Source organism: Polyangium jinanense, from assembly GCF_028435365.1.
In genome coordinates this window covers 279028-298128 of record NZ_JAGTJJ010000004.1, presented here as the reverse complement: position 1 = coordinate 298128, position 19101 = coordinate 279028, and the positions used below count along the sequence as shown (strand labels likewise).

Annotated in this window: 17 protein-coding genes and 1 tRNA gene; 10 read left to right on the top strand and 8 right to left on the bottom strand. The window is 67.6% G+C overall.

The genetic code is table 11. The features are described 5' to 3' along the window. Nucleotides 1-4: 4 nt before the first annotated feature. Together KEG57_RS12580 and KEG57_RS12575 are read right to left on the bottom strand one after the other, a co-directional pair. On the bottom strand, nucleotides 5-886 hold the full coding sequence (locus tag KEG57_RS12580) for a DUF6968 family protein (RefSeq protein ID WP_272419870.1): 882 nt from the start codon (nucleotides 884-886) through the stop codon (nucleotides 5-7). A gap of 50 nt (nucleotides 887-936) precedes the next feature. Continuing rightward, a complete protein-coding gene (locus tag KEG57_RS12575; RefSeq protein ID WP_272419871.1) occupies nucleotides 937-1488 on the bottom strand; it encodes a hypothetical protein in 552 nt (183 codons plus the stop codon). Nucleotides 1489-1795: 307 nt separating this feature from the next. On the opposite strand from KEG57_RS12575, the gene KEG57_RS12570 reads away from it, so the two are divergent. From KEG57_RS12570 to KEG57_RS12550, 5 genes are all read left to right on the top strand, one after another. Continuing rightward, complete coding sequence (locus KEG57_RS12570; RefSeq protein WP_272419872.1) at nucleotides 1796-2554, top strand: hypothetical protein; 759 nt, start codon at nucleotides 1796-1798, stop codon at nucleotides 2552-2554. Between the two features lie 211 nt (nucleotides 2555-2765). After that, entirely contained in the window at nucleotides 2766-3506 is a 741-nt protein-coding gene (locus KEG57_RS12565; protein ID WP_272419873.1) for a hypothetical protein, read from the top strand. Between the two features lie 7 nt (nucleotides 3507-3513). Beyond that, on the top strand, nucleotides 3514-4089 hold the full coding sequence (locus tag KEG57_RS12560) for a hypothetical protein (protein WP_272419874.1): 576 nt from the start codon (nucleotides 3514-3516) through the stop codon (nucleotides 4087-4089). A gap of 274 nt (nucleotides 4090-4363) precedes the next feature. Then, on the top strand, nucleotides 4364-4828 hold the full coding sequence (locus KEG57_RS12555) for an SUKH-3 domain-containing protein (RefSeq protein WP_272419875.1): 465 nt from the start codon (nucleotides 4364-4366) through the stop codon (nucleotides 4826-4828). A 186-nt stretch (nucleotides 4829-5014) separates the two neighbouring features. Next, nucleotides 5015-5470: a hypothetical protein gene (locus KEG57_RS12550; RefSeq protein ID WP_272419876.1), complete on the top strand. Its 456-nt coding sequence runs from the start codon at nucleotides 5015-5017 to the stop codon at nucleotides 5468-5470. Nucleotides 5471-5992: 522 nt separating this feature from the next. Here KEG57_RS12550 and KEG57_RS12545 read toward each other — a convergent pair. Further along, nucleotides 5993-7144 carry an STAS domain-containing protein gene (locus tag KEG57_RS12545; protein WP_272458495.1) on the bottom strand — a complete coding sequence of 384 codons (1152 nt, stop codon included), beginning with the start codon at nucleotides 7142-7144 and terminating at the stop codon, nucleotides 5993-5995. A gap of 60 nt (nucleotides 7145-7204) precedes the next feature. Then, complete coding sequence (locus tag KEG57_RS12540; RefSeq protein ID WP_272419878.1) at nucleotides 7205-8374, bottom strand: STAS domain-containing protein; 1170 nt, start codon at nucleotides 8372-8374, stop codon at nucleotides 7205-7207. Nucleotides 8375-8609: 235 nt separating this feature from the next. On the opposite strand from KEG57_RS12540, the gene KEG57_RS12535 reads away from it, so the two are divergent. Continuing rightward, nucleotides 8610-10367: a WD40 repeat domain-containing protein gene (locus KEG57_RS12535; protein ID WP_272419879.1), complete on the top strand. Its 1758-nt coding sequence runs from the start codon at nucleotides 8610-8612 to the stop codon at nucleotides 10365-10367. Nucleotides 10368-10371: 4 nt separating this feature from the next. Here KEG57_RS12535 and KEG57_RS12530 read toward each other — a convergent pair whose 3' ends face one another. Both KEG57_RS12530 and KEG57_RS12525 read right to left on the bottom strand, forming a co-directional pair. Continuing rightward, nucleotides 10372-11130 carry an enoyl-CoA hydratase/isomerase family protein gene (locus KEG57_RS12530; protein ID WP_272458494.1) on the bottom strand — a complete coding sequence of 253 codons (759 nt, stop codon included), beginning with the start codon at nucleotides 11128-11130 and terminating at the stop codon, nucleotides 10372-10374. Beyond that, the gene (locus KEG57_RS12525) at nucleotides 11127-12143 is read right to left on the bottom strand and encodes an ATP-grasp domain-containing protein (RefSeq protein WP_272458493.1); all 1017 of its coding nucleotides are present in this window, start codon (nucleotides 12141-12143) and stop codon (nucleotides 11127-11129) included. The genes KEG57_RS12530 and KEG57_RS12525 overlap by 4 nt, the downstream gene beginning before the upstream one ends. 192 nt (nucleotides 12144-12335) lie before the next feature. On the opposite strand from KEG57_RS12525, the gene KEG57_RS12520 reads away from it, so the two are divergent. The 4 genes from KEG57_RS12520 to KEG57_RS12505 all read left to right on the top strand — a co-directional run bounded on the left by KEG57_RS12520 (nucleotide 12336) and on the right by KEG57_RS12505 (nucleotide 16634). After that, on the top strand, nucleotides 12336-13505 hold the full coding sequence (locus tag KEG57_RS12520) for an acyl-CoA dehydrogenase family protein (protein ID WP_272419882.1): 1170 nt from the start codon (nucleotides 12336-12338) through the stop codon (nucleotides 13503-13505). A 113-nt stretch (nucleotides 13506-13618) separates the two neighbouring features. Further along, nucleotides 13619-13691 (top strand) — tRNA-Ala (locus tag KEG57_RS12515). An 86-nt stretch (nucleotides 13692-13777) separates the two neighbouring features. Next, entirely contained in the window at nucleotides 13778-14155 is a 378-nt protein-coding gene (locus tag KEG57_RS12510) for a VanZ family protein (protein WP_272419883.1), read from the top strand. Between the two features lie 112 nt (nucleotides 14156-14267). Beyond that, on the top strand, nucleotides 14268-16634 hold the full coding sequence (locus KEG57_RS12505; RefSeq protein ID WP_272458492.1) for a DUF8740 domain-containing protein: 2367 nt from the start codon (nucleotides 14268-14270) through the stop codon (nucleotides 16632-16634). Between the two features lie 335 nt (nucleotides 16635-16969). On the opposite strand, the gene KEG57_RS12500 is transcribed toward KEG57_RS12505, so the two are convergent. Further along, nucleotides 16970-17263 carry a hypothetical protein gene (locus tag KEG57_RS12500; RefSeq protein WP_272458491.1) on the bottom strand — a complete coding sequence of 98 codons (294 nt, stop codon included), beginning with the start codon at nucleotides 17261-17263 and terminating at the stop codon, nucleotides 16970-16972. Nucleotides 17264-17295: 32 nt separating this feature from the next. Further along, nucleotides 17296-19095 (bottom strand): OmpA family protein, encoded by a 1800-nt coding sequence (locus tag KEG57_RS12495; protein WP_272419886.1) that lies wholly within the window; start codon nucleotides 19093-19095, stop codon nucleotides 17296-17298. Nucleotides 19096-19101: the final 6 nt, after the last annotated feature.

Here is a 19101-nt window from a genome sequence, read left to right as displayed (position 1 = left end):
TGCGTCATTTCGGTTGCGGCTTCGCCCGCGCCTTGCGGCGGGCCTCGCGGTGCTCCTGGCGCTCGCGCATGGAGCGCTGGAGGTACTTTTCTTCTTCGTCGAGGATCATTTGCTCGATACGGCGCGTAAACGCGAGGCCATGACCTCTGTCCGCTTCCATGGAAAATCCAATGTCATTCTCCTCGAGCCCCGACAACGCCCATCGAAGCGGAACTCCGCTCTGCACGAGCTTGGAACGAATGCCCCTCAAGGCCTTTTGGAGCGCCCCCATCGAATCGTCGCCGTGGCTAAAGTAAATCAAATCGTCGTCCAGTCCCTCGAATGTAAATGCACATTTCCACACATTCTCGTCAGCGTATGATTCAGGATAACTGAGCCGGACCATGATGATGCTACCGACGGTATCACATCGCACAAGTTTGCGCTCGGCTATCCAGCGTGGTCGTTCGGCGTCGGATATGGTTCTCATTCGCGGCTTCGCCGGCGCCTTGCGGCGAGCCTTCCGCTTCTGGCGCTCGCGCGTGGGCCCGGGGAGCTTCGCCTCTTCGTCGAGGATCATCTGTTCGATACGTTGTGTAAACGCGAGGCCCCAACCTCTGTCCGCTTCCAGGGAAAACCCAGTGTCATTTTCGTCATCGTCATCAAACCCCTCCCGTCGAAGCGGAACACCGCTCTGCACGAGCTTCCGGTAAATGCCCCGTATGGCATTTTGGATGGCGGCTATCGAGTCGACGCTGCGAGCAAGCTGGATCGAGTCATCACCCAATCCCAAGATCCTGAAGGGGCATCTCCACTCCTCGGCGCCAGGGGGCCATTCAGGAAAACCGACGCGGACCACGACGATGCCTCCGACGGCATCACGTCGCTCGAGGCGGCGCTCGGCCATCCAGCGTGTTCGTTTGGTTTTTGAGGTGGTATTTTCAGGCTTGGATACTATCATTTTCCGAATTTCTTCCTGCACCAGCCGCGCTTGTGCTGCTCGCTCTCATTCACTTCGCTCCAACATACCGCACGATCGATGTCGTCGGGGATCGCTCGGCAGAACTCGTCCCACAGCGCACCGCCCCCCGCGGCAGCGTCGAGGCAGCGGTTCAAGTTCGGCTTGGGCCTCTTCCGAGCCACCTCCGCGATATCACCCTTCCCGATCTCCACCGACGCGGCCACCACGATGAGGATGGGACCCACTTCGATGACGAGGTCGGCGAGGGCGACCGCAACGACCACGAGCACCGCGGGGTGCCCGGCGAGCCCACGCTCGGCCGGCGTCTGGCCGTTCGCAGGAGCGGGCGACGCGGACAGGCGCAGCTTGCGCAGCCTGAGCAGGTCCTCCGGGACGGTCATGCCTCGCAGCGCGATCCGCGTGCACCCTGCGAGATCCGCGTGGGGCACGCCCTTCGCCTCCACATCGACTACGCGGCCCTCTTCATCGACCTTCACCGCGACGTCGAACGTGTAGTACCCCCCCGCGAAGGTCGCCACCGAACTCATCGACGCATTCACGCAGGCGCTCCGCGGTGGCGTCCGGCACACGCGGGCGGTCGTCCTGCTGCGCCAGTGGTCTGACCGTGGCCCCGCAGCCGAGCGGCACGAGCGCCGCCGTTGCGCAACTGAGGAGCCCAAACGAGAGCAGGTTACGCAGGCGTGGAGGCGTCACCACCAAAGGCGATCAGACATGTCGGATTCTGTCAACGTGGCGCGTGTCTACCCTCACGTCCGACGGGCATCAAACAACGAGGAGCCGCCGGTCTGAAACGGCTGGACATGGGCCGCCCGGGGCTCGTACGCTGCGGCACCTATGTCCCGTACATTCACTCCCGTTGATCTCGTCCAGCTCCCCCGTGTTGATTCGAATGGCGCCATCGCTCTCGCGAGCGCCGTCGAATCGGCCGCATCCAAGTACAACGACCTTCCTGCGAGCGTGACGGAGGCCGTCGCTCAGATCGTCGCGGATCGCATCGTCGTCCATCAGGCCGTCGCGAAGACCCCCGGCGGCCTCGTCACGGTCAAGGAAGCGGATCGCCGCGTGGACAAGGTCGGCGGCGCCTTCCACGATATCTGCGCGGCGTGGGCCTCGCTCGCGGAGTTCTTGCCGCAGGGGGAGGACGCGCAGGTCCTCATGGATCGCGTCTTCGCCGATGGCCGGAGGTTCGTGAACCTGAAGGTGAAAGAGGAGTGGGCGGCGGTCGAGACCAAGCTTGCGACCATTGACCGCGAGGGGCTCGGAACACAGATCGACGCCATTGGCGCGGCGCCGGTCCTCGGGCTGCTCAAGCAGATGCAGGCCGTATATGGAGCCGTCATCGGTACGACGGACGTCCCGGAGGAGGCGCCGGAGGTACGCGAGAGCAAGGACACGCTGCTCGATTCGATTCGCGCGTACGTGATCCAGGTGGCAGGCACGGTCAAGCGCGGCAAGCCCGAGACGGCCGCGCGCGCCGACGCATTGCTGCGGCCCATCCGCGAATGGGAGAGCACGAAGCCCAGCAAGGACAAGGCGGACAGCGAGGAGGCGCCCGAAGGCGCGGCGTCCGGGCCTGGCACGGGCGAAGGCTGAGCTTCTGAAGGCGCCACGCGTCCGGCTCGTTACGCGTTGATACGCGTTCGTGCCTGTGCTGGGCGAGTTCCCCCCTCCCGCATACCCTCCCCGCATACGCGCACCCTCAGCTTCGCTCGCTGCGGGGGCGCACGCACTGTGGGGGTGGATACTCGACGCATTGACAGAAACTGGGGTTCTTGGTCACATTCCGGCAATGACGTCCCGGCGTGTGCGAACCCTCCTCTCCCTTGGGCTCCTCGGCTGCGCGACGACAGCGCTCGTGCCGCTCGGCTGCGGGGCCAAGATCAGATACCCGGAAGCGAGCGAGGGCCCGCGCGTGCCGGACGCCACCGCGGAGCGCCTGCGAGAGTGCGTCGATGAGTTCGGTGGCGACCTTCCCCGGGGGTACTACGTGTTCGACGTCGCGGTGAGGGTCGACGAAGAGGGCCGCGTGGTCGATGTGGTGTCGAAGGGCGTGCCCCACGCGGATCTCGCGGGATGCATGCGGATCGCGCTGCGCGCCATGACGGTCCCGGAGGATCTGCTCCGGCTGCGCAAGCTGCGCCTGCCCGCATCGCCCGCACCTGCGAACGGGCAGACGCCGGCCGAGGGTGGGCTCGTCGGGCACCCCGGGGTGCTCGTGGTCGTGGCGGTCGCCCTCGCCGACCTCATCATCGAAGTGGGCCCCGCCGTCATCATCGTGTGTGCCGCTTCGCTGGAGGTCAGCAAGGCGGATATTGTGGAGACGGTTCGAAAGAGGGACGATCCGGATGACGACGACCCGTGTCAAGAGCACCTGAACGCCTGCCTGAACAAGCCCCTGGCGGACAGACCGGGTAGCGTCATTGGAGAAACGAGATGCAAGATGTGCTTCGACAAGTGTAGAGGGGAGAAAGAGTGGCCCAAATCTATTCCGCTGACGCGCGGCAAGGGATCCTGCGAGTATTGGTTGCCCGGATGGCCGCGGTAGGACGAACATGACGACGGAAGACGAAAGAATTGAGCAGATTTTCCAGGAGTTCGCAAAAGTGAGCGGCGCTCTCTTGGTTAAATCTTTGAAGCGGACTCGCAGCTTCGCCGAGGCCGTTGAAGACTACTGTCGGCTCGAGGCGGAGTTCGTGGCGCGCATGGGCGACAGTGAGTTCGGTGTGCTCGAAATAAAGCGCCGCATCGCGGAAGATATCATCAGACTGACAGAATCGAAGCGCCCCCCCTTCCAGACCTGTCGGGATGCTTGGAACGCTCGCGTTCTCCTCGGTTTCACGGATATTGACCTCGAATGCAGGATGACCTGGTATTATGCGAATTGCTGCGCGTACGACGAGAACCCCGAGGAGGGGCTCGCCGTGCTTTTGCCGCTCATCGCCGAGCTTCAGCGAGGGCTCGAAGAAGCAAGGGCGACGCAGAGCTCCACGGAGTTCTACGAATACCACCTCGAATCTCTGCGGAAGCTCCGTGACGAGCTCCTGGCCCAACGAAGGGGCGAACAAATCCCGGGGAAGAGGACGCGTCGGATCGACGAGGCGCGCCGCAGCACCCCGGAAGAAGACTGAATCCTGGGCGAGCTCCGGGACAAGCTCGAAGCCCAACGAAAGGGCGGCGAGCCGTCGACCTGAGAACCGTCAGGGGCGCGTCTCCCCGGGGGGCGTGACGAGGACGCAGCACGAGGGCTCTCGAGGCTGGCGTCAATCCCGCTGGGGCCATCATGACGGCGGCTCGTGTGCGAGCGCCTGGGGATCCGAATCACGGAACCACAATTTCGGCGTGTGCTAGCTGTGCGAAGCTTCAGGAGGCGTTCGGGATCAAGTCGGGGGAACAGAGGGCGATATGGTCAAGTCTCTGGAATGGTCTGCAGAAACCGAAGCACAACTGGTGGCCGCCGGATGGCACAAAGGTCGCAGTGATACGCAGCGTGTTGCACTGTGGCGGCGAAAGTTGGAAAAACCAAACGGGTTTCGAATGTCGGTTGCGGCCGAAAAAGCTCTGGAGGAGTTTGGCGGTATTCGTGTGGACTGCCAAGGGCCCGGTCTCGAGTGCGCCCGGGCGGGCTTCGACTTGGACCCGGAGCTTGCGAGCGGCGAAGAGGACCGGTTCGGCGCCTTCCAGGATCCGGTGGGGAGTGATCTCTTCCCACTGGGCGAGGCATACAATGGTGAGGTGTTTCTCGCAATCGATGGTGTCGGCCGCGTCTATCTTCTCGGTGACAGGATTCAACTGGCTGGGGCCAATATCTATAGCGCGCTGGACTCCATCTTGGTGGGGCGCTTGCCGAGGGATATCGCTGGGGCATAGCCTGTGTCATATGCGGCTTCACGGATGGCGGGTTTCCTTTGGGATGCTCCGGCCCATCCGCGAATGGGAGAGCACGAAGCCCAGCAAGGACAAGGCGGGCAGCGAGGAGGCGCCCGCGGGCGCGGCGCCCGGTCCTGGCACGACGGAAGGCTGAGGTTCTGGAGGCGCCGCGCTGGAGATTGGAAAATGAATCACCGATATCCGGGCGGCCTCGACTGCGCGTGGATCACCTCCGATCGAAATGGCAACATCGGCGCGTTCTTCACGGCGGGGGTCGGTCCGATCCCGACGCATGCCCTCGACCAAGCCGCTCTCGCCGTTGAAGACATCGAGGAGCGGCTTTGGGATCTCCCGAGCACCTCATCCGGTCGACTCCTGGTGACCGTGAAGCGCCCTGATGACTTCATCGCCATGGCCGAGCGTGGGTTCTTCGTTTACGACTGGAGCGACGTTCATCGCGTGTCGCGTGACATGCTCCATGCGTACGAGGCGATGGCTGTCCCCCTTCGTCCCATCACGACCCGCGCGTTACCCGAGGACCTTGCGGTGCTTTCGGTGCACCTGAGGTTGAGCGAGGTGGTCTTCGCTCATGAACGGCTGGTGGATGTCCGCAAGTACCTTCCTTGTCGGGAGGTCGCATGAAGCAATCCTTCAAGCACGAGGCCGAGTCCGAACTCGGCGTGTGATGGCAACGCCGGGTCGATCCCCTTCGAGGCTCCTCCCCCTCTCCCGAAAGCCACCACCCACCCCGGACAGGGTCCTTCCTCCCGGACCCTCACAACGCCGAGGCCCCGCGTGGGGGTTTCCGTCAGGCTCCTCCGCCCCGAAGCCACCCCGTGCCTGCTGGCCCTCTGTCAATCCACTGCGCATGACGGCCCTGGGGGTGGCTCCTGCCTCTGGGAGCACAGAGCCGAGCCACCCAGGGGAGGGCGCCCGTCCCTCCCTGCATAAAGCCTCGCCACCCTGAGGCAGGTCCTTCTCGCAAGACAGACAGAGCGAGAGCACCCCCTCCCAGGCTCAACGAGGTAAGTCCATAGCGGAGAGCCACCCTGGGGGTGGTCCTCCGGGTCGAGTCTGGAGAGGTCACAGACCCCCGAGGTGGGTGCCGACGCGAAACGCGGAGCGGCCCCCCACCCACCTCCTGCCTCGCGCACCTGAGTACATTCAGACCAGCGCCCCCACGGCCGCATCCGCCTGCGCCTGTGCATGCATCCGCCGAATGCAAAGCCTCAGGCCCTCGCGCAGGTTCGCGCACGTGATCATGCGTGACAGGTCGAGCCCCAGGCTCACCACGGTCTGCGCGACGTTCGGCCGGATGCCCGTGATGATGCCCTCGGCGCCGAGCAGGCGAAGGGCGGACACGAGGTTCAGGAGGTGGGCCGCGGTCGCCGTGTCCACGATGTCGACACCCGTGAGGTCGATGATCGCATAACGCGCGCCGAGCCGGCAGACCGACGCGAGCAGGTCGTCCATCACCCGCGCCGCGCGGGCGCTGTCGACGACGCCCACCATGGGCAGCGTGACCACGCGGTCCCAGACCTCGAGGATCGGCGTCTCCAGATTGCGAATGACCTCCTGCTGCCGCTCGATCACATCGATCCTGTTTTGCAGCTCCTGCGTGGCCCGCTTCGATTCGCTCTTGTCGAGCGACAAGCAGATGGCGCCGATGATCTCGCCGTTCTCGTCCTTGGCCGGGACAAACCAGTTTTCCCAGAGGACGCCGTGCGCTTCGACGACGTAGTACTTGTCCTCGCCTCGAAGGGCGCCCAGGCTGCCCTCCCGGATCACGGGATCGTTCGCGTAGGCCTCGGGCAGGTTCTTGCCGAGCTGGAAGTTCGGGCCGAGGCCACTCGTGATCAGGCTCCTGCCCTCATTCCACGTACAAACGCCGTTTCGATCCAGGACGGTGACCGCGAGCTCAAGGTTGTCGAGGAGCACGCGCAGGACCTTCTCCGGATCCTTTTCGCTGGGCGGGGGTTTCGGCGCGGCGGGGAGGAGCACGGCGTGAATCTCGGGGCTCTGCTTCATCCGGCGCGCGCTGAAGGAGTACGCCTGGTATTGCCCGTCGGTCCCGCGGAGCCTGCTCACGGCGCGGAGGGCCTTGCCGTCGTCCGGCAGGCGCGTCCAGAGCGCCTGGAAGCTACCCCGATCCTCGGGGTGCACGCTCTCCAGGAGCGAACGCCCCTCGGCGGCATGTTCGCCGAACGCGAGCGCGGCCTCCTGGTTCGCCATTGAAATGACGCCCTCGGCGTTCGTCACGAAATAGATGCCCGGGCACGCGTCGAGAAATGACTCCAGCATGACCTCTCCCGCCATCGTTCGTGCGTACCACCAAACATTGCGTCATTGCAATGTTGCGTTTCGGTTTCTGGGGCGTCACCCCGTTGACGGAGAATGGATTGCGCCGTGGGCGGCATTGCGAGGTTCCGCGCCCGCCAGCGCGTGCATGCGCCGGATGCAGAGCCTTAGGCCCTCGCGCAGGTTCGCGCACGTGATCATGCGCGAGAGGTCGAGCCCCAGGCTCACCACGGTCTGCGCGACGTTCGGCCGGATGCCCGTGATGATGCCCTCGGCGCCGAGCAGGCGCAGGGCGGACACGAGGCCGAGGAGGTGGGCCGCCGTGGCCGTGTCCACGATATCGACGCCGGTGAGGTCGAGGATCGCGTAGCGCGCGCCCTTCCGGGAGACCGCCGCGAGCAGGTCGTCCATCACGCGCGCCGCGCGCTCGCTGTCGACGACGCCCACCATGGGGAGCGTGACCACGTGGTCCCAGACCTCGATGATCGGCGTTTCGAGGTTCCGGATGACCTCCTGCTGCCGTTCGATGAGGTCGAGCTTGTTTTGCATTTCCTGCATCGCGCGCCTCGATTCGCTCTTGTCGAGCGACACGCCGATGAGGCCCACGACCTCGCCGCGAGCATCCTTCACGGGCCAGACCCAGTTCTCCCAGAGCGCGCCGAGCGCTTCGACGACGTAGTGGCGCTCCTCGCCTCGGAGCGCGGCCCGGAGGTTGTCCTGGATGAGGGGATCCGACGCGTACATATCGAACATGTTCTTGCCGACGTGGTAGCCCCGGCCGATGCCGCTCGTATCGAGGCTCTTGCCGTCATTGAAGCTGCAATGACCGTCCGGATACGCGATCCAGGCCGCCAGCTCCAGGCTGTCGAGGATACGGCGCAGAAGCAGCTCCGGAGCCTCGGGGCGCGGCACGGCGGCGGGGTCCGCGGGCGCGGCGGGCAGGAGCACGGCGTGAATCTCGGGGCCCTCGGCCGCCCGGCGCGCGCTGAAGGAATACGCCTGGTAATGCCCGTCCGTCCCCCGGAGCCGGCTCACGGCGCGGAGCGGCTCACCGTCCTCCGGCAGGCGCGTCCAGAGCGCCTCGACGTAGCCACGATCCTCGGGGTGGACGCTCTCGAGGAGCGAGCGGCCCTCGGCGCCATGGCCGCCGAAGGCGCGCGTGGCCTCGCGGTTCGCCATTGTAATGACACCCGCGGCGCTGGTCACGAAATAGATCCCCGGGCACGCGTCGAGAAACGACTGCTGCATGACCTCTCCCGCCATCCTCTGTGGGTACCACCAACCCGCGCGACATTGCAATGTTGCAATGTGCATTCTTCGGATGTCACCTCGGTGACGGAGGAATATGCCATGGATCCGTCATGAGAATGGCAGTCCGCCGGAGCAGGCTCCCCGCTTCCGCAGGGGGCCGTGAGGGCGTGCTTTCCACGCCTCGCTCGCGGGGCCCCTTCCCACGCGGCCGTCCTTTCGCTCTCATGTCCGGGTGCGTTTGCAAGCTCTCACCCTCCTCGCGCGTGTCACGGCCGGGATCCTGTTTCCTCTCGTGCTCGGCGCTTCAGGGTGCTGCGGCTGCCCGATGGGGCTGTGCTCGTCGCTGATGAAGAGCCTGCCGGGGCCGGGGTCGTCGCCGCCCTCGACGGGGCCCTCGCTCGGCGTGGGCGGCGGTGGCGAGGCCGAGGAGGCAGAGCCGACCGCGCCGCTCGCGCCCGAGACGGGGCAGGCCGAACGAGCGCCCGTCCACGGGGACGCGAAGCGGCCGAGCTTGCAGCTCGACGCCCGGGTCCCGATCCGCGGCGCGATCCAGGCGCAGGCGGGCAAGACGGTCTTCGTGCCGCACACGGCCGAGGCCGCGGCGCCCGTCGGGGATGGCTCCTCGTTCGTCGTGGCCGGCGCGACCGGGATCTGGCTGCACGACACGAAGACCCTCGCCAAACGCTCGCGCCTCGTCTCCACGCGCGCGATCGACGTCACCGCGCCGCCGGACGGGACACGTTTCGCGTATTCGAGCCCCGACGGCACCGTGCGTGTCGTCGCGTACCCGAGCCTGAAGCAGCTCGCCGCGGCCACGATCGACGTGCCCGTGCGCATCCGGTTCTCCGCAGACGGCCAGCGCGTCGTGTCCGGCTCGGAGAGCGACGACGTGACCCTGCTCGACGTCGCCACGGGCAAGACGACCGAGTTCGACACGGACGACGACGTGAACGACGTCTTCCCCATGCCGGATCGGCCCTCCGAAATCGCGTACGCAGGGGACGACGACGAGTTCGCGATCGCCGACGTGTCGAAGGGCCGAAAGGTGTTCAGCTCGGAGCCGCTCGTCGAGGGCTGGCGCAGCAGCAGGTCCTTCTTCACGATGCGTGATCAGCAGGCCGTCGCCTTCGATCCCGTCACGAAGGTGCTGCTCGGCGGCGGCGACGACAACATGCTCTGGCGGGTCGACGACCTGCGCGGCAGCCCGTCGATCCGCGCGCCCATCGAGCTCGGCGGGAACGTCGTGGAGATCGCCTGCTGCGCGGGACAAACCGCGGCGGAGCGCACGGCCTACGTGGCCGTGGACGACCTCCAGGTGCGCGCCGTGGCGCTCGACGGGCGGGCCGGGCCGCAGTTCGGGCCGCTCGTGGGCAGCGTGGGCTCGTTCAAGATCCGCATCGCGCTCCTGCCCTCCGGCGACGTGATCATCGCGCCTCAACGTGCGCTGTTCCGCTGGGATCCACGCTCGGGCGAGTCGCTGCGCTCGGCGGACTACGCCGCGCCGTCGACGCTCGGGGCGAGCGTGCTCGACGCGGACACGGTGTACGTGCTCTGCGACGGGGGGACGTGCATGGTGCACCGCGCGACGCACGGCGCGCCGGCCCCGGACGTGGAGACCAAGATTCTCGGGGAGCTTCCGGGGGGCGGCACGCGGTCGATCCTGCCCTTCGACGACGGCACACGCGCGCTCGTGACCACGAAGGAGGACAAGATCCGGCTCGTGTACCTCGCGCCCGGCGGCGGGCTCGAGGCGCCGATCGACACGCCCGCCGAAGCCTCGCTCGGCGGCCACTACGCCAAGCGGGACGGCAAGACGCACGGGTACGTCGACGCCGCGGGCGAGGTCTACGAGATCACGGCGAGCCCACGCGGCGCGCGGAAGGTGGGCACGGCCGGAGGCAGCGGACCCGTGACGTCGTTCGATTGGGACGCGGCGACGAGGCGCTGGCGCGTGGGGCGCGGGGGCAGCGGGTTCGTGTACGTCCCTTGAGGGGTCAGCCGCGGCGGCGGAAGAACGCGTCGATCGCAGCCTGATGCGCCGGGCCGCCCCAGACCTCGGCGAAGATGGCCCGCTCGCGCTCGATCGCGTCGCCGCGCATCGCCGCGCGGACGGCCAGGAGCGCGCGTTTTTGCGCTGCGATGACGGCGCGTGCGCCCCCGGCGATGCGCCCGATGCGCTCGAGCGCCCGCTCGCGCGACGTTCCTTTCGGCACGACCTCGTTCACGAGCCCGATCCGCGCGGCCTCTTCGGCGCCGATCTTCTCGGCCGAGAACAAGAGCCGCGGCGCCTCGATCGGCCCCACGCGCTCGACGAGCCGCGTGAGCCCGCCCCAGGCCGGCGAGAGGCCCATGCGGGCGTGCCGGAACGCGAGCGAGGTGTGGGCCTCGACGAGCACCATGTCGCAGAGGAGCAGGAGCTCGCAGCCGCCGCCGTAAACGTCGCCTTGCACCGCGGCCACGACGGGTAGCTCGCACGTCTCCAGGACCACGAGGTCCTCGTACATGTCGAGCACGCCGGACGGGCCGGCGCCTTCCCGCACGGCGCGGGCGATCTCGTGGAGATCCCCGCCCGAGGCAAACGTCTCTTCGCCCGTCGCCGTGAGCACGATGCCGCGGACCCGAGGGTCGGCCTCGGCCGTGCGGACCGCCTCGGCGAGGCGGCGCGTGAGGTCCCGGTCGAGGGCGTTCTTGGTCTTCGGACGGTCGATCGAGAGGACGAGCGCGTCGCCCGTGGGCTCGATCCGCAGGCTCAAGACGGCGCTCCGCGGACGCGGCCGTTCATGCGGCCGTTCAAGCGAGCGGGGATGGGCGGCATGCGCCGGGGCGGCATGCGCTCGTCGTGGATGACGTTCGTGATGCGCAGATCGACCTCGCGTTGCGAGATGCGCCCGTGCGTCAGGGCGTACTTCTCGGCGTGCTCGATGATGGCCGAGGCCACGTCGATGCCGCTCGCGCGCTCGATGCCTTCGAGCCCCGGGGAGCTGTTGATCTCGAGGATCTTCGGCTTCTTCTTCGATTCGAGCATGTCGACGCCGGCGACCTCGAGGCCCATCACCTTGACCGCGCGGATGGCCGCGTTGCGGTAGGCGGGCTGGAGCTTGACCTTGTCGCCCTTGCCGCCGCGGTGCAGGTTCGAGCGGAATTCGCCGGGCTTGGCGACCCTGCGCATCGAGGCGACGACCTTGCCGCCGACCACGATGATGCGGATGTCGCGGCCCTTCGATTCGCGGACGTACTCCTGCAGCACGATGTCCTGGCCCATGGCCCAGAGCGTCTCTAGGAGCGAGTGCACGGCCTGAGGGGTCTCGGCGATCATGGTGCCGATGCCCTGCGTGCCCTGCTGGAGCTTGACGATCGCGGGACAGCCGACGAGGGCGAGGGCCGAATCGACGCCGGCGGGGCTTCTGGCGCAGATCGTCGCGGGGACGTCGATGTTTTTGCGGTTCAAAAGCTGCAGCGCGCGCAGCTTGTCGCGGCTCCGGGCGATGGAGACGGCGCTGTTCAGCACGGGCACGCCCATGAGGTCGAACTGGCGCACCACGGCGAGGCCGTAGTTCGTGATGCTCGCGCCGATGCGGGGGATCACGAGGTCGAACCGGGGCACGGGGTTTCCCTCGTGGAGCAGGCTCGATCGGCCCTTGGAGACGACGATCTGCAGGTCGAGCGGGTCGATGACCGTGACCTCGTGGCCACGCGCGCGGGCGGCCAGGACGATCCGGCTGGTCGAATAGAGATTGGCGTTACGCGAGAGGAGGAGGAACCGCATCCGGGGGGACCGAGGCTAGCAGAGCTTGGGGACGGGGGCGCGCGGTTCCCTCGGCTTCGCAGCCCTGGATACAGCCTCACATTTCTTCCTCTTGCGCTCGCGAATGTTTCGTGTACGAATCATTCTCGAAACGCCGGGAAATCGTGGGGTAGGAGCGCCCCTCTGGCCGGCAACAACGAGGAGACCGTGGCCATGTGGCAGCCCTTCACCGAGGAGCACGAGCAGTTCCGGAAGACCGTCCGCGCGTTCGCCGAGAAGGAGCTCGCGCCACACGCGGAGGAATGGGAGGCGGAGGAGTGCTTCCCGAATTGGGTGTTCAAGCGCGCCGGTGAGCTCGGCATCCTGGGCGCCCATTTCCCCGAGGAGCATGGCGGGCAAGGCCTCGACTACTGGTTCAGCGCGGCGAAGGCCGAGGAGCTGCCGCGGTCGCGCCTGGCCGGCGTGACCATGGGCCTGCTCGTGCAGGCCGACATGGCGACCCCGGTGATCAGCGACCTCGGGACGAAGGAGCAGATCGAGGAGTTTTTGAAGCCCGTGCTCGCGGGCGACAAGGTGATCTCGCTCGGCGTGAGCGAGCCCGCGGCGGGCAGCGACGTGGCCGGCATCCTCACGACGGCGCGCAAGGACGGCGACGACTACGTGATCAGCGGGCAAAAGACGTTCATCACGAACGGGACGCGGGCCGATTTCGTGACGCTCCTGGCGAAGACGAGCCCCGACCGCGGAGCGCACGGCTGTTCGTTTTTCCTGGTCCCGACGAACCTGCCGGGCTTCAGCGTCTCGAAGAAGCTGAAGAAGATCGGCAACAAGTCCTCGGACACGGCGGAGCTCTTCCTCGACGAGGTGCGGGTGCCGAAGCGCTACCTGCTCGGCGAGGAGAACATGGGCTTCATGTATCTGATGCAGAACTTCCAGAGCGAGCGGCTCATCGGCTCGGTCAGCGCGCTCGCCGGCGCCTTCTACACGCTGGAGCAGGCGGTCGCGTACGGGCGCGAGCGGGTGGCGTTCGGCAAGCCGATCCTCAAGCGTGAGGTCTGGCAGCACAAGTTCGTGGACCTCTACACGCGGGCGGAGGCGGCGAAGTCCTTCGTTTACAAGTGCGTCGACCATTACAACGACGAGCGATACGTCAAGAAGGGGCCGGTCAGCTTCGACACGGTGAAATACATCTCGATGTCGAAGGTGCTCGTGGGCGACGTGGTGAGCGACATCATGGACACGTGTCTGCAATTCCACGGCGGCTGGGGCTACATCGAGGACTTCCCGATCGCCCGGGCCTGGCGCGACCAGCGGCTCTTCCGCATCGGCGGCGGGACGACCGAGACCATGAAGTACTACATCGCCAAATTGATGGGCTTCTGACCGTCCGGACCGACCCTCCGACCAGAAAAGTGCTCTGGTGTAGGTTGGATCGCTAAAAAAAGAGGAGACAAACGGGCTGGGAGGCTGTAGATACTGCGCCTCCCAAGCACGACGGGGCTGTAGCTCAGTTGGGAGAGCGCCTGACTGGCAGTCAGGAGGTCAGGGGTTCGATTCCCCTCAGCTCCACCGGCACGAAGGACGACGAGGGCGCCGCAATCGATACGATGCGGCGCCCTTCGTCGTTTCAGGGGTCGGATCCGAAGAGGGACACGATGCGCTCGGTCCGCGCGTGGCAGCTCGCCCTGGCAGGCTACGTGGTGCTGCTCGGGGTCATCTCGGGCCTCGCCTACGCGCGGGGGCTGCCGCTGTCGGTGCTGTCGACGCCGTACCTCGACAAGGTGCTGCACTTCGTGCTGCTCGGCGGCGCCTCGTTCCTCGCGCGGCGGGCCACGGACGACGCGCGCGTGCCGCGGATCGGGCTGCCGGCGGGGCCGGTCGTGGTGGGGATCGTGGCGACGATCGACGAGTGCGCGCAGGCGTTCTCGCCAACGCGGACCTTCAGCCTGGGCGATCTCGCGGCGAACCTGCTCGGCGTGATCGTCTTCGGCTGGCTCGGAAGATCACGTCCGCGGAGCCACCGCGGCGATTGACTGCTTTCTCGCGAGGCGTTTACGATCGAGAGGAGATCCATGCGCGCCCGATCGCACGAGCGCGCGTTCGCGGATCGGCTTCTAGCTCTTTCGACGCGGCGGAGCGCTTGACATGAAGACTCCCACGATCCGGCGGTGGCTCACGGCTGCACTCCTCGCAGGCAGCGTGTCGATGGCGGCGATGCACGCGCACGCGGCCGTGCCCGTGACGATCACCAACCAGGGGCGGCTCTTCGACGCGGACGATGCGCCGATCAACGGCTCGCTCACGGTGACGTTCGCGATCTACGACGCGGCGAACGCGCAGACGCCGCTCTGGAGCGAGGAGCACAAGGTCGACTTCGACGAGGGGTTTTACTCCGTCTCGCTCGGCTCGATCGTGCCGTTCGACAAACTCTTCGACGGTTCGGTGCGGTACCTGGGGATCACGATCGAAAGCGATCCGGAGCTCCAGCCGCGCGCGCCCATCCAGAGCGTGCCGTACGCGCTGCTCGCGAACGACGTGAACGGGGACATCCACCCGACGAGCGTGACGATCAACGGGACCGAGGTCATCAACAACAACGGCGAGTGGGTCGGTCCGCCGACGGGGCTCGTGGGGCCGACGGGTGCGACGGGTCCGCAAGGTCCAGTCGGCGCGGATGGTGCGATGGGCCCCGCGGGTCCGACGGGCGGCCTGGGTCCGGTCGGGCCGATGGGTCCGACCGGCGCGACCGGAGCAGTGGGTCCGGCGGGTCCGATGGGCGCGATGGGTCCGACCGGCGCGATCGGCCCGGCAGGTCCAATCGGGCCGATGGGGCCGGTGGGGCCGACCGGCGCGACCGGTTCGACTGGCGCTGTGGGTCCGATGGGTCCGATGGGTCCGACTGGCGCGATGGGTCCGCAAGGTGATGTCGGTCCGACCGGGGCCGCGGGGCCGATGGGGCCGCAGGGGGCGACCGGTGCGGTGGGTCCGCAGGGGCCGATTGGTCCGATCGGTCCGACCGGCGCAATGGGGCCGCAGGGCAACGTCGGTCCGATGGGTTCGACCGGCGCGATGGGTCCGCAAGGTGATGTCGGTCCGACCGGGGCCATGGGGCCGATGGGGCCGCAGGGGGCGACCGGAGCGGTGGGTCCGCAGGGTCCGCTCGGTCCGACCGGGGCCGCGGGGCCGATGGGGCCGCAGGGGGCGACCGGAGCGGTGGGTCCGCAGGGTCCGATCGGTCCGACCGGCGCTGTGGGTCCGCAGGGGCCACAAGGCATCCAGGGGCCGCAGGGTCCGATCGGTCCGACCGGGGCCGTGGGTCCGCAGGGGCCGCTCGGTCCGACCGGCGCTGTGGGGCCGCAAGGTCCGCAAGGTATTCAGGGCTTGCAGGGGCCGATCGGTCCGGCGGGCGCGACAGGCGCGCAGGGGCCGCAAGGTCCGCAAGGAATCCAGGGCCTGCAGGGGCCGCAGGGCCCGGCGGGCTCGGCGAACATCAACGGCACGACGAACTTCATCATCAAGTTCACGAGCGCCACGACAGGCGGCAACTCGCGGCTTTTCGACAACGGCACCAACGTCGGCCTCGGCACCACCGCCCCGAACTCCCCATTCCACGCCACCTCGGCAAGCACGGTCCGCACGATCCTCTCCGAGAACACGACCACCACCGGCGCGGCGATCGTCGGCATGAACACGGCGGCGGCCGGCACCGGCAATGGTGCCGGCCTGTACGGCGTGACGAGCCAGAGCAGCCTCGCGGCCGTGTACGGCGACAACAACAACACGAGCGGCACCGCCATCCACGGCGCGGGCCAGAACATCGACGGCTACATCCTCGTCGCCGGCTCCGGCGGCGCATTCACCGGCCAGACGACGGGCACCTATTCGAGGAACCTCTCCTCGGGCGTCGCGCAAGCCGAGTACACCGACAACTTCGGCGACATCGTCCGCGTCAACTTCTGGGACGGCTTCACGAGCTTCAAGATCCAGGGCATCGGCACCGTCTCGACCACCGTCCTCGACCCGACCGACGCCGCAGGCCAGCGCCGCGTGACCCTCTACGCGCCCGAGGCGCCGGAGGTTCTCTTCGAGGACTACGGCGAGGCGCGGCTCGAAAACGGCTTCACCCACGTCGAGCTCGACCCGATCTTCACAGCCAATGTCCAGATCGACGAGCGTCACCCGCTCCGCGTGTTCATTCAGCTCGAAGAAAACGAGCAAACGCGCGGCGTGGTCGTGAAGAACAAGAGCGCGACAGGCTTCGACGTGGTGGAGCTCGGCGGCGGGACGTCCAACATGCCCTTCCAGTGGCACGTCGTCTGCAACCGCGCAGACGAGATCACGCCAAGCGGGCGCCTCTCCCATTACGCGGATCTACGCTTCGGAATCGCGCCGGAGCCGCTCGCCGCGAGCCCCGCGCGCGTCGATGCGCCGAGCACGGTCCCAAGCACGCTCGCGGATCCGTCGCACACGTGGCTGCAAGCGCTCCTGCCGCTCATGCACAGCGGGCGATAGTCCTCCCAAAGTCGCTGCGCTGGGGCTTTGCCCCAGGCCCCAGCAGGGGCTGTCCGCCCCTGCACCCGGACCAGCGCAAGCGCTGGACTCGGGGTCGATGAACTGCGCGATGCGCAGTTCATCGAACAGCCAGGTCAAGACCGCGACGACCAGCGCTGGCGTTTCAACCGGCAACGTGTCGCTGCGTGCGACGACCTTCATGGTCTTGCCACCGGCCTGTGGGAAGAACTGCGCATCGCGCAGTTCTTCCCCGAAAGGTCCAGGGCTTGCCCTGGTTCGGGTCGAGGGGCGAACAGCCCCCGCGGGGTCCGGGGCAGCGCCCCGGCGCGGCGGATTCAGGGCTCTTGCGTGGAGCCGGGCATGCCGCCGTTCAGGCGTTTGCCCTCCGGCAACTTCTGGACGCTTTGCGGCGTCGGCTGGCCCATCGTGTAGATGAGCTTGTACTTGCCGTTTCGCGCCTGCGTGCCGGCAGCGACGATCTCCGTCCCGGGGTGGCCCTTGGCCGCGACGGGCGGCGTGGGGTTGTCCTTGTCCTCGACCTCGAGCAGGCCACCTGCGTCGCAGCCGAGAACGCCCATCACCGCGAAGATCGCGAGGGATCCGACCGAGAGACGCGCGAGGGAAGCCATGTGTCGATTCTAGAGCCGGCCTCGGGCGAGGTTCAAGGCTCCTTTTTCTTGATGATCACGAAGTTCGCGCGGCGATTCTGCTGGCGGCCTTCCTTCGACTCGTTCGATTCGACGGGCACCGACGCGCCGTAGCCTTTGGCCACGAGCTTCTCGGGTGGGATGCCGCGCTTGATGAGCCAGGCGCGCACCGAGTCGGCGCGGCTCTGCGAGAGGATCTGGTTGTACTCGTCGGCGCCCATTGCGTCGGCGTGGCCTTGGACCTCGATGAGCTCGATCTCGGGGTGCTGGAGGATCGCGTCGCGGACCTCGTGGAGGAGGTCGTCGCTCATCGGATCCACCGTCTGGTATTGGCTCGATTGCCCGAACCGGAAGCGGATCTGGCGCCGGATGACGATCTCTTTGTGCGTGACCTCGACCTTCGGGCAGCCGTTCAGCGCGGCTTCCTCGTCGGGTTTTCCAGGCACGTCCGGGCACGCGTCCGTCTTGTCGGGGACCGTGTCCGCGTCGCGATCGGGCGGGCAGCCGTTCTTCTTCGGGTCCTCGTTCGGCACGCCGGGATCCTTGGGACAGGCGTCGACGACGTCGCGAATGCTGTCGTCGTCCGTGTCGGGCGGGCAGCCGTTTTTCTTGGGATCCGCGCTCTTCGGGCCGGGCTCGCTCGGGCAGGCGTCCTTCGGATCGACGATGAAGTCGTTGTCGGTGTCGGGCGGGCAGCCGTTTTTCCTGGGATCGTCGTTCTTCGGGCCGGGCTCGCTCGGGCAGGCGTCCTGTTTGTCCGGGATGCGATCGCCGTCGGCGTCGGGCGGGCAGCCGTTTTTCTTGGGATCCTCGTTCGACGGACCCGGCGTATCGGGACAGGCGTCGTGTTTGTCCGGGATGTCGTCGCCGTCGGTGTCCTTGTCGGCCGGGGCCGCTTGCGGCTCGTAGCCGATGCTGCCGATCGCGGAGAAGACGGGCGTTCCATAGCCCTGCGTGAGGCCCGGGCCCGCGGCGGCGCCGACGACCAGGAAGGGCAGCGGGCGGAGTTTGGCGCCGAGGAGGAGCTCGGCCGAGACCGGGGACGCGACGGAGATCCGCGTGTCCGGCGTGTCGAGGAGGACTTCGCGCGCGAACGGCGTCGAGAGCGAGAGCTCGGGGCCGATCTGGAAGAAGTCCTGGCCGAAGACCACAGCCGCGCCGGCGCGCGCGTCGAACGTGTGCGGGCGGGCCGAGGCGCGCAGGGTCGTGCCGAGCGAGACGCTGTAGAGGAACCGATCGACGCGGCCGCCCAGGACGACGTGGGGCTCGCCGCGGACCGCGCCCTCGGCCGCGTAGCCGCTCGGGCCGGTGGGCGCGACGAGATAACCGCCGAGGCCGACCTGGAAGGCGCCGCGATCCGCGCCGAAGAGGCGCACGCGCGCGCCGATGCGCAGATCACCGACCTCGGCCGATTGCGGCGAGGCGAACGGCACGCCGAGGACCGTGGGGCTGTCGCCGCCTTGCGTGAGCGCGAAGGGCATGTCGAGCGAGACGAGCAGCCGATCCCAGAGCGCGAGCGAGGCGTTGATGTGCAGGAACGTCTGTTGCGAGACGATGGCGTAGCGGGTGTCGCCGTCCTGGATCGAGAGCGGGCGGAAGCCGAAGTCGACGACGGCCTTGGCGCGGGGGACGAGGTGTCCGGACACGCCCGGGGAGGGGACGCCGAAGAGGGCATCGCCCGCGACGGACGGCTGGAAGCGCTCGAGGGCGCCGGTCGCGCTCGTCTCCTGCGCGAGGGAGGGACACGCGAGCAGGAAGATGGCGGCCCCGGCCAGGATCGACCGAGTCCGCCCCAGGCGGCGATCGAGGCGCATATACGC